Annotated in this window: 12 protein-coding genes and 1 riboswitch; of the genes, 1 reads left to right on the top strand and 11 read right to left on the bottom strand. The window is 44.1% G+C overall.

Features of this window, described 5'->3' with window-relative positions; genetic code table 11:
• Positions 1-162: 162 nt before the first annotated feature.
• From IT291_04455 to IT291_04405, 11 genes are all read right to left on the bottom strand, one after another.
• Complete coding sequence (locus tag IT291_04455; GenBank protein MCC6220477.1) at positions 163-789, bottom strand: RDD family protein; 627 nt, start codon at positions 787-789, stop codon at positions 163-165.
• A gap of 108 nt (positions 790-897) precedes the next feature.
• Positions 898-1227 (bottom strand): 30S ribosomal protein S16, encoded by a 330-nt coding sequence (rpsP, locus tag IT291_04450; GenBank protein ID MCC6220476.1) that lies wholly within the window; start codon positions 1225-1227, stop codon positions 898-900.
• Positions 1228-1276: 49 nt separating this feature from the next.
• A complete protein-coding gene (ffh, locus tag IT291_04445; GenBank protein ID MCC6220475.1) occupies positions 1277-2638 on the bottom strand; it encodes a signal recognition particle protein in 1362 nt (453 codons plus the stop codon).
• Between the two features lie 89 nt (positions 2639-2727).
• Entirely contained in the window at positions 2728-3072 is a 345-nt protein-coding gene (locus tag IT291_04440; protein ID MCC6220474.1) for a hypothetical protein, read from the bottom strand.
• The gene (locus IT291_04435) at positions 3062-3691 is read right to left on the bottom strand and encodes a molybdenum cofactor guanylyltransferase (GenBank protein ID MCC6220473.1); all 630 of its coding nucleotides are present in this window, start codon (positions 3689-3691) and stop codon (positions 3062-3064) included. Before IT291_04435 ends, IT291_04440 begins: the two co-directional genes overlap by 11 nt.
• A gap of 36 nt (positions 3692-3727) precedes the next feature.
• On the bottom strand, positions 3728-4177 hold the full coding sequence (locus tag IT291_04430; GenBank protein MCC6220472.1) for a molybdenum cofactor biosynthesis protein MoaE: 450 nt from the start codon (positions 4175-4177) through the stop codon (positions 3728-3730).
• A 7-nt stretch (positions 4178-4184) separates the two neighbouring features.
• Positions 4185-4445, bottom strand: coding sequence for a hypothetical protein (locus IT291_04425; protein MCC6220471.1), 261 nt, complete (start codon positions 4443-4445; stop codon positions 4185-4187).
• Between the two features lie 23 nt (positions 4446-4468).
• Entirely contained in the window at positions 4469-5773 is a 1305-nt protein-coding gene (locus IT291_04420) for a molybdopterin molybdotransferase MoeA (GenBank protein ID MCC6220470.1), read from the bottom strand.
• Between the two features lie 12 nt (positions 5774-5785).
• On the bottom strand, positions 5786-6817 hold the full coding sequence (locus IT291_04415) for a bifunctional molybdenum cofactor biosynthesis protein MoaC/MoaB (GenBank protein ID MCC6220469.1): 1032 nt from the start codon (positions 6815-6817) through the stop codon (positions 5786-5788).
• A 10-nt stretch (positions 6818-6827) separates the two neighbouring features.
• Entirely contained in the window at positions 6828-7814 is a 987-nt protein-coding gene (gene moaA, locus IT291_04410) for a GTP 3',8-cyclase MoaA (GenBank protein MCC6220468.1), read from the bottom strand.
• A riboswitch (molybdenum cofactor riboswitch) is annotated at positions 7803-7952 on the bottom strand. Its footprint overlaps the gene before it by 12 nt.
• Before the next feature lie 94 nt (positions 7953-8046).
• Positions 8047-9357, bottom strand: coding sequence for a glycine--tRNA ligase (locus IT291_04405; GenBank protein ID MCC6220467.1), 1311 nt, complete (start codon positions 9355-9357; stop codon positions 8047-8049).
• A 70-nt stretch (positions 9358-9427) separates the two neighbouring features.
• Here IT291_04405 and IT291_04400 point away from each other — a divergent pair, with 70 nt between their 5' ends.
• Positions 9428-10201: an RNA methyltransferase gene (locus tag IT291_04400; GenBank protein MCC6220466.1), complete on the top strand. Its 774-nt coding sequence runs from the start codon at positions 9428-9430 to the stop codon at positions 10199-10201.
• Positions 10202-10326 lie beyond the last annotated feature (125 nt).

Here is a 10326-nt window from a genome sequence, read left to right as displayed (position 1 = left end):
TCTTAACCGCAATGGCACAAACCAATCAGACACCGATACCCTGGTTGGGAAACAGACAGCTAGTCTTCTCAGGCGCTTCTCGCTCATAGCTTCTTAGGGTTCTAACTTTGCCGTGAAAATCGGTGATGACTTTCTTTTATAAAATGGCACCAGATGATTCGTTCAATCAAAGATCAACTTATCCACAGCCCCTGAGGACTTTCGTGGTGTTTGAGTTGTGTTTCCTGTGGAGTTTTCAAACCTTCCTGTGTGTTCATCCCTTTCGTGATAAGAAGGGCCTTGTCGAACAAAAACACAAGTGCAGGCAATCTTGTCGTATAAGGTCTGCTTCTTTTCGCCGAGCGCCATTAAGCAACCAATCGACATTATAAAGCCCGCAAGGCCTGCTAAACTTATTAAGCTGTGTGACAAGAATAGAAGCGCAATTAAATAAGTATGTGTACCTAGATGCTTGAAAATCCACCGCATGAAGAGAGCAGGCAGCGAAGCTTGTTCTCCATCTTCGCCTCTAATCTCTATTCCCATAATCATCTTTCCGGGAGTACGGAAAAACATGATTTCCATTGAGGCATAAATAAGCATCAGCAGAATGGATATAAGTACACAAGCCCATAGTATGCTATAAGTTTGGGGTAAACGATCGGCTCCAAGAGTTTTTGCTTCTAATAGTATTTTTTGCTTATTGTCGCCTGAAAACACTATGATTACAGTTATTAGGAAGTTCAGTAGCCCCAGGAAGAGGCCATCGAGTAATGACGCTATAACGCGCGAGAGCAGACTAGCTTTCATAATCCAATGGGACTCTCTAGCTCATCTATGAGAATTTTAAACACTGTGCCACTAAAGGATTTTTCCCAGCTCATTCTTGTCTTGCAGTTAGCAAGCGCGGCTAGGGTTTTAAGCCGCTAACTTAGCTTTTCTTGCCTTTCGTGCAGCTCTTTTCGACCTTATCTTGTCGGTTCGTTTTTTCTCTATGTCGGCTAAAAATCCCGGAACAGTTTTATCGATTATATTTGCTACTGTGTCAGAAGTAGTTGCACCGACGCCTAGCCAATACTTAACTCTATCTTCTTTTAGATTAATAACCGGTGGGTTTAAAAATGTGTCGTATGTGCCAACTAGTTCGAGGTAGCGCCCATCTCTTCGCATTGGCGAATCAGTTGCTACTATGCGATAAAAAGGCCTCTTATGTTTTCCATGTCTTTGTAGTCTTATCGTTACAGCCATTTAGCTAAATCCTTACTGTTAATAATGCATTGTTAACCGCTATCCGCCTTCAAGATAATGAAGGTGGTCTCATATTCCCCTTTAACATCCCACTCAGCCCACTTAGAGCCGAAGGGCCCATTTTCGTTACTTTCTTCATGATCTTGCGCATTTCCGCAAACTGCTTCAGAAACTTGTTTACCGTTTCTACGGATGTGCCACTTCCATCAGCGATGCGGCGCCGACGACTGCCATTAATGATACTATGGTCTCGCCGCTCTTTCTGAGTCATGGAAAGAATAATGGCCTCAATGTGCTTAAATTCCTTTTCGGCCAAATCCTCGTTAATGCCCTTAGCTGCTTTTCCCATTCCGGGAATCATTTCCAGCAAGGAAGTAACAGACCCCATCTTTTTAATGGACTGAAGCTGCGCGTAAAAGTCCTCCATCGTAAATTCGTTTTTCTTTAATTTGCTTTGGAGGCGCTTCGATTCTTCAAAGTCGATTTGTTTGCTTGCTTTTTCGATAAAAGTCAAGACATCACCCATGCCAAGGATCCTCGAGGCCATCCTGTCTGGGCGAAACGGCTCTAATGCATCGAGTTTTTCGCCAACTCCTATTAATTTAATAGGTTTCCCAGTCACTTCGCGCATTGCAAGTGCAGCGCCGCCACGGGCATCTCCGTCTAGTTTGGTTAGAATTATGCCATCGATGTCGAGACATTGATCAAAGCCTTTTGCGACGTTTACTGCCTCTTGACCCGTCATGGCGTCGGCGACTAAAAGTATTTCATGTGGCTCTATTTGTTCAATGATTTCAACTAGTTCGTTCATTAAAGCCGCATCTATCTGCAACCTGCCAGCAGTGTCTAGTATAACGGTATCAAAGCCAGCTTTAGCCGCGTACTCACTTGCTCTTTTTGCAATGTCAACTGGCTTGTCCTGTGTCGAAGCATCAAAAACTTCGATCCCAAGCGTGCGACCTATTGTCTTAAGCTGTTCGATGGCGGCTGGGCGATAGACATCGGCCGGAACTAACATCGGGCGACGCTTCAAGTCATCTCTAAGGTAGCGCGCGAGTTTGCCGCAGGAGGTAGTTTTTCCCGACCCTTGGAGGCCAACGGCCATGATAATTACTGGCGGAGCAAAGTTAAATCGCAAAGGCTCATACTTGCCCATTGCGTTAATGAGTTCATCGTGGACGTATTTGATGACCGCTTGACCCGGGCTTAAGCTCTTTTTTAGCTCCCTGCCTAGAGTTTTCGCCTTAACGTTTTCACAGAACTTCTTACATACGTTGTAGTTTACATCAGCTTCGAGCAAGGCAAGGCGAATATCTTTTAGTGCTAAATCTATGTCTTCTTCACTTAAAGTTCCGCGCGAACGCAAACGCTTGAAAGTCGATTCTAATTTCTGAGATAATGAGTCAAACATAATACTTAAGTGTAACGCCTTCCTTTTCGGGTTTGAGATTGGTTATTGTATAGATTAAGATGGGAAAATTCAAATGTTTAGAGATAAATCTAAGTGTCTTTCGCCGTTTTAGCCATATCGATTTGCAGTGAATATTTTACGGTAGTGCCGTTTGGTGCATATGTCTTAAAGCTAATACCTTCTTTCGCCGGTGCTTCGTGAATGAGCTGCTTAAAATCCATTTCTGTAATCGCTAGGTGAAGGCAGTTTTTTTGGAAAGTTAAATTTTTCACCTCTGTTCCCGAGGATTTTTCTTGTACGCTTATCTTAAATGCGAGCAAGCTGCCATCTGCTAAAATTATAGACTCTTCGATGATTTGGCTTTTCATCAGCGTCTCTACTTCCTTTTGGCTAATCCTAAATCTCACGCTGCTGCTCGCTAATCTAACATTCATGTGACGACTCCTTTAAAAAGTACTGCCACTCGTTAGGTGTATTTGCGTTAAAAAAATTGCCATAAAAATTCATATCAACACTTGCCTTATCGACCTTAACAACGGAGCCTGCTTCTAAAATTTCTAAATCAGCTAAAAAAGCTTTTACGGAAAAATTTCTTTCTAAACAGTCTAGCAGTCTTTTTTCTAGGAGATTAATAACAGCCTTGGTCACTCGTATCGCTACGGGGAACTGTTCTCCCGAAAAATGCGAGACCAGCGAACGGGGAGTAAGTGAAAACAGCAACTGTTCGAGCAAAGCTGGCGTTATGGCAGGCATGTCGACTGGTATAAAGACAAAAACTAGATTCTCCTCACCACTGCTTAGAGCTGAAATGCAGGAGTAAATTCCGCCTAAAGGGCCTTTGTCTAAAACTATATCGGGGATGCTCGGATAGCCTTCTAAACCTCCGCTTAGGTAGCATGCTTCAATCTCAGCTGGTATTTTGACTCCTTTTAACACTTCGAGAGCCTTATCTGCTAAAGATATCCCAGAAGGGAGTTTTAAAAGGGCTTTATTTTGCCCCATGCGGCTCGACTTGCCGCCCACAAGTGCAATGCCAATAAATCTAAACGGCATTAATCTTTTTTGTCCCACGGATAATGTAAATATTCTTCATCCATTGCCACAAAGCGAGCAACCTTCTGACCACTCGCTAGTGCCGTCGCTGTAGTATTCCTTTTTCCAGATAGGGGCGCGGTGCTTCAGTTTCTCAATTATGTAGCGGCAAGCCTCAAAAGCTTCACTCCTGTGCGGAGTACTTACTCCGATAAAAACACTTACCTCTCCTATATTGAGCTTCCCCGTTCGATGGATAGTAGCTATCTTGTAGTGTGTTCCTAGGCCTGCAGCAGCTTCTATGCAGATGTTCGTTAAAACATTTTTAGCAAGCTCGACATGCGCGTCGTATTCCAAGGCTTCTACTATGCGACCATGGTTGTTGTTTCTTGCCGTGCCTAAGAAAATAGAATGTGCTCCGCAATTGTAGTTCGTTAAGAATCCCAATGCGCTTTCTATGTTTATGGGGAGCGAAGTTAAATCGACAAATAAATTATTCCCTTGCATCTCTCAATTAACCTCCGCAAACAGGTGGTAGCAGGTAGAGGGTCGAGGCTTGTCCAATGCTTTCTGTGTCGCGGAGCACAGTCTTGTCCGTGCTCAAAGCCGATATTTCTACAAGGTTAGGATTTAAATCGGACGAAACATCTTTAAGTGCAAGTTTTATCTCACCTTTAAGCTCTTTAGCTGTCATGTTGGGGGAAGCTTCCAATTCGAGGGAAGCATTGCGCATATGCTGCCGAAAAACACCGAAAAACTTTATGTCTCTTTTCATACTGCTACTTAGGAATCGCTAACTTACTGAATTATTGAGCTCCATCTTGGATAAAGTGGCAAGCAATCCACTTCCTCTCCTTGCTCGAGGTTAGAGCGCTGTTCATTGAGAATAACCCAAGCATTGGATTTTAAAAAGGGAAGCAGCATAAAAGATTTTTGTGAGGGCGAAACTCGAATTTCGCGCCTAAGGTTTGCATCTTCTGCAAAAGAGCCAAAATAAAAGCAGCGCAAGTTTTCTGGTTTTTTTAAGGGACTTGCTAGTCGTGCTTTAATCGGAATTTCCGCCGGAATGCCCAGAAGTGCAAACAAATACGGCAAAACAAAGAATCGACAAGCCACCACGGCGCTTATGGGGTTTCCCGGTAGGCAAAAAAACACACTTCGCTTACCAGCAGGCAAATCTTTTACCGCCATTAGCATCGGCTTTGCCGGTCTAATGGCCACTTTGTGAAAGATAATTGAAGCTTCTATTTCTTTAAGTGCCGTAGGCACAAAATCCTTAGTCCCCATAGATACTGCGCCCGTGGTGATGACAATATCTGGCGCAGTGTCAAGAATTGATCTAAAGGCAGTGACTAAAGCTTTTGGATCGTCGCTCGCATCTTGGTGAAAAGAGACTGAAGCAAGTTTGCCAAAAACATTTTTTAAAAATGTGTCATTGGAGCTAAATATTTTTCCAGCTGGCAGTTTGGCAGGTTCCTGGCAGCTTGGCCGAATGAGCTCGTCCCCTGTGCAAAAGCAACTAAGTGTTGGAATTTTTTTGACAGATAAAGTCCTAATTCCGCAGGCAGCGGCAGCCATTAAATGCTGTGGCTCGAGAACTGTGCCCTCTTTAATTAGCGTTGTGTTTTCAAAAAAGTCGTCACCTCTCATGCGAATGTTTTCTAGAGGAGACACTTGCCGTTTAAGTTTAATTCTAGTTGCCCGGCCAACCGCATCGCGGCTAACTTCCACATCCTCAATTCGCACAACGGCATTAAAGTTTTCTGGAACAATTGCGCCGGTCATGATTTCGCAGGCAGTAGGCAGCTCATGCTCATTTTCTGCTAATGGCCGTGCATCAATACTAGCCATGCCGGCGGTAATAATGCCTTCTGAAACGAATTCCATTGGGTGGGCGATACTGGAAGTACCGCGCGTTGCTTCGCTTACGCTAATGGCAAAGCCGTCCATGGCGGCATTGTTAAAGGCTGGGTTGCTAATTGGGCTAACGATATCGCAGGCCGCAACGCGATAAGCAGCGTCGTCAATATCGACATATTCGACAGGCATTGGTTGCACTGTCTGTTCAAGGACTAATTTTAGCGATTCTTCGTATGATAACATAACTCAATCGATCTACTCCTGGCTGTTTTTGTCATGCTTGGTGTTATCTCTAGCCATGCGCAGTGAATGGGGAAGAATGTTGATTAGTTCGTAGAGTGCTTCTGTTACGGCTGAGGGGCTTCCTGGAAGGGAAATAATTAATGTTTTTCCCTTAAGACCGGCCACGGAACGGCTTATGTGAGAGTACTTGGAATATTTCTGTCCGCTTTGGCGCAGAAGTTCGCCTATGCCTGGAATAAGTCTATTGCAAGTTTGAGCGATAGTTTCTGGCGTGATGTCTCGTGAACTTATGCCGGTGCCTCCGGTAGTTAAAATCAAGTCCGCAGCTTTTATCGTCGTGCAGTTGTCGATAAAATCTAGTATCTGCTTTGGTTCATCGGCAACTGTTGATTTCGCCACAACTGTGGCCTTTGAGCCGTTAAGAAATGAGTTTAAGATTTCGCCCGATTTATCGATTGCCGTGCCCTGAGATACGCTATCGCTAATTGTAAGAACTGCTGCTGATATGCCTTGTAAATTACAGCTAGGAAGTTCTGTATCGCTTTTAACGGTTAAGGCACATGAATTGTCGGGAGCAGTGTATTTTGGATGCGTCCATGTGCCGCTTTTTCCTCCCTTTTTAATATTTAGCCTAACGTCTGAAATATTAAGGTCTGGGCAAACTCCTTTAGTGAGATCGTATATAGCTAAAAGAGCACCGCTCACTCCAGCTAGCGCTTCCATTTCTACGCCAGTTTTAGCAATGGCGCTAGCTTCGCATATTGCGAGGATGGAGCAATCTGATGAATTTAGCGCAAAAGAAACTCGCACATAATCGAGTGGTAGTGGATGGCAAAGCAATATAGTAGAAGAGGCATTTTTTGCAGCAGTGATGCCTGCAACTTCTGCCAAAGCTAAAACGTTTCCTTTTGGAAGAGAATTCGTCTCTATACATCGAAATGCGTGGTCATCCATGCTGATAATGCCCTGCGCAATGGCCGTTCGCTTAGAGGCCGTTTTATTGGCAATATCTATCATGTTGTAGTGATGAATGGGTGTGCTCATAGTTTAAAGTTTATCCACCGATTGTTGCTAGGTTGCTCGTTTGGCCTGAATTTCCCATAAGTAGCAGATGTGAAGGAGCTTTTTCTGTTATAGCATCGGCAATAAACTGCTTAAGTGCGTTTTTGGCGTTGTCGTCTTGGAGTAGGTGTCTAAGCGATATTTCGCCATTGCCAAATAAGCATAGTCTGAGATTGCCTTTGCTATTTACTCGCAGGCGATTGCAGGTTGCGCAAAAATTTTCTGCATAGGGAGCAATGAGACCAATTGCGCCTTTATAATCTGGATGGCTGTATTCTATGGCGGGCCCGTCTGTTGAAGTCTTTTGCAGTCTAGTCCAACCGTTAGATTCCAAGTAGCGTTGTAAGAGCGAGGTTCTGAGGTGATGGTGATAAAAAAAACTCTTATTTTCTCCTGTCTCCATTAGCTCAATTAAGCGAAGAGTGATTGGGCGGTCTTTAACCCACGCGACAAATGAAGGTAGTTCGTCGGAATTTAAGTCTTTAAGCAATACAGCGTTAACTTTTACTTTTTTAAATCCAATTTCAAGTGCATGGTCGACGCCTTCTAGTACTTGCTCCAGGCAGTTGCGGCCTGTTATCGTCATGTAGTGATTTTTGTTTAGGCTATCGACGCTAACATTTAATGCGCTAACTCCAGCTGAAAGCAGGTCTTTTGCGATTTGCTTGAGGCGAAAGCCGTTAGTAGAAAGCGCTACGACAGCAACTCCCTTCGCATTTGCTATGTCTTCTATAATGTTTAGCAAATCCCTTCGCAATGTAGGTTCGCCACCAGTAAGGCGGACTTTAGAGAATCCCATTTCCGCGAACGCTGCGACCAATCGGCGAATTTCTACTTGCGATATTTCAGTGTCTCGTTTGGAGGCTTGGCAAATATAGCCGTTAGGAAGGCAATATGAGCAGCGAAAATTGCATCGCTCTGTGAGTGACAGACGTAAGTACGAGAAGCGACGCCCAAGTGCGTCGATGAGTTTTTCCATTTCAATCCTTTCCAAACACGGGAGGTCAGCGCGTTTCCACTCGCTAACCCGGTGAGCAATGACTAACATCGCTCACGGCTCAATTTCCTTATCCCAGTAAAGAAACTTAGGAAACCGAGCTCGGACTATTTGCCATTCAAATTACAGCACTAACGATAGCGGTAATTTGTTTTCGACTTTATGGAGTTTACTTTAGTTTGCCGCTAAAAAACAAGTCAGAAGACTGATGCTTTTAAAACCCTAAGCTGTCACTTAAGGCGGTGCGAATGTTGTTAATATTTACGCGCGTTTGCTTTAGTGAATCTCTATCTCTTATTGTGACGGAATTGTCTTCTAGTGTTTGGTGGTCAACAGTTATGCAAAGCGGTGTGCCAGCTTCGTCTTGGCGTCTGTAGCGCCTCCCAATGCTGCCGGTTTCATCGTACGACATCGCATAGTGGCCTCGTAAAATGTCGGCGATTTCTTTGGCTTTTTCCGGCTGACCATCTTTTCTAAGCAGAGGAAAGATTGCTACCTTTGTTGGCGCTAAACGCGGATGGAATTTAAGCACTGTTCTTGTATTTCCCTCCACCTCTTCTTCGCAATAGGCGTCTATTAGGAATGTTAAGACCGCTCGATCTGTTCCCAATGCCGGTTCTACGACGTAGGGTATATAAGTCTCGCCACTAGTTTGATCTCGCCAAATTAGCTGTTTCCCACTCATGTTGGAGTGCTGGGTCAAGTCGTAATCTGTGCGACAAGCTATGCCTTCTAATTCAGACCACCCAAAGGGGAATAGATATTCGACGTCAGTGCAACGCGTAGAGTAATGAGCGAGTTCATCCGAGGAATGATCTCTTAATCTAAGGCGCTGTGGATTAACATTTAAATCCGTAAACCACTTTAATCTTTCTGCTCTCCAATAGTTAAACCACTCTACGTCGGTATGGGGTTTGCAAAAGAATTCCATTTCCATTTGCTCAAATTCGCAAGTGCGAAAAGTAAAATGGCGAGTAGTTATTTCATTGCGAAATGATTTGCCCTGTTGAGCTATGCCAAATGGGATTTTTACGCGCGTGCTGTCAATTACGTTATTGAAATTGACAAATATGCCCTGGGCCGTCTCGGGGCGCAGGAAAACGGTGCTCGAAGTGTCCTCTACGGGGCCGATATGTGTCTTAAACATTAAGTTAAACTGTCGCGCCTCGCCAAACGAGTGCTGTTTTTTGTCATCCTTGGGGCATGGCGGTGTGTTTTCGTCGAGATGATCCTGCCGATATCGCTGCTTGCATTTTGAACATTCTACTAGCGGATCTGTAAAGCCAGCCACATGACCCGACGCTTCCCAAACTCTTGGATGCATGATAATAGAAGCATCAATGCCAACTACGTCGTCCCTAGTCATAACCATAGAGCGCCACCAAGCGTCTTTTACGTTGCGCTTGAGTTCGACCCCTAATGGGCCGTAATCATAGCAGGAGATAAGGCCGCCATAAATTTCGCTAGAAGGGAATATGAATCCTCTGCGTTTAGCTAAGGCTACTATTGGTTCGAGAGATGGTATGCTAGGTTCTGTAATCATAAAAGATACTTAACTTTAACTCAACATAAAGGTCAATGGGGCTTTCTATATTATGAACCTGCTTGTTTTTAGGCCAGAAGACATTGGTGCCGATCGGCAGATTACCGTTAAGGGCAAGAGAGCTGAACACATCCTAATGATAAAGAAGCTAGGAGTTGGCGATGAACTTCCGGTGGGCGAGCTAAATGGAAATATAGGAACTGGGATAGTTAAAGCGGTCATGCCTGACGCAAAGCAGCTTGTGATCGACGTAAAGCTAAACCCAAGTCGGGTTCGTGAGGAATCAAAGGTGGATTTAGTCTTGGCGCTGCCAAGACCACAAATAATAAAAAGAGTTTTATTTACGGCGGCAATGATGGGGGTTAGGAATTTATATTTTACTCCTGCAAGCAAGGTCGAAAAAAGCTACTTTCAGAGTTCTCAACTAACGCCCTCAAACATAGAAGAAAATATACTCCTCGGCTTAGAACAAGCTGGGCATACTATTGCGCCGAAAGTCCAAATTTATGATCGATTTTCTGCATTTATAAGAGATTTTTCCAATCCACCTAGTCTTTTAGTAAATGAAGGTCGCTTGCTGGCTCATCCGTTTGCTGAGAGAAACATAGCTCATCCGTCGATTTGTGAAATGCTTGCCACCTGCGATATCGTGGTTGTTGCAGTTGGCCCCGAAGGTGGTTGGGATACTCAAGAAATTAAGAAATTAGAAAGTATCGGATACGAATCGGTTAGCATGGGTTCGCGAATCCTTAGAGTTGATACGGCGGTAAGTGTGCTTTTAGGTCAAATCGGGCTGTTGCAGAGCATGGCATCCTTAGGGGGATAGTTATACCATTTACAAAAAGGATTTTTGTAAATGGTATAAACAGCAAGTGCGTAAGCACTTGCCAATAAACAACAAATACCGTTTCCAAAAAGTAAAATATTTAACTTACTTTTTGGAAACGGTAT

The sequence above is a fragment of the Deltaproteobacteria bacterium genome, assembly GCA_020845775.1.
Classification (GTDB): domain Bacteria; phylum Bdellovibrionota_C; class UBA2361; order SZUA-149; family JADLFC01; genus JADLFC01.
The sequence above is the reverse complement of the archived record's forward strand: the minus strand, read 5'-3'. Positions and strand labels throughout refer to the sequence as shown.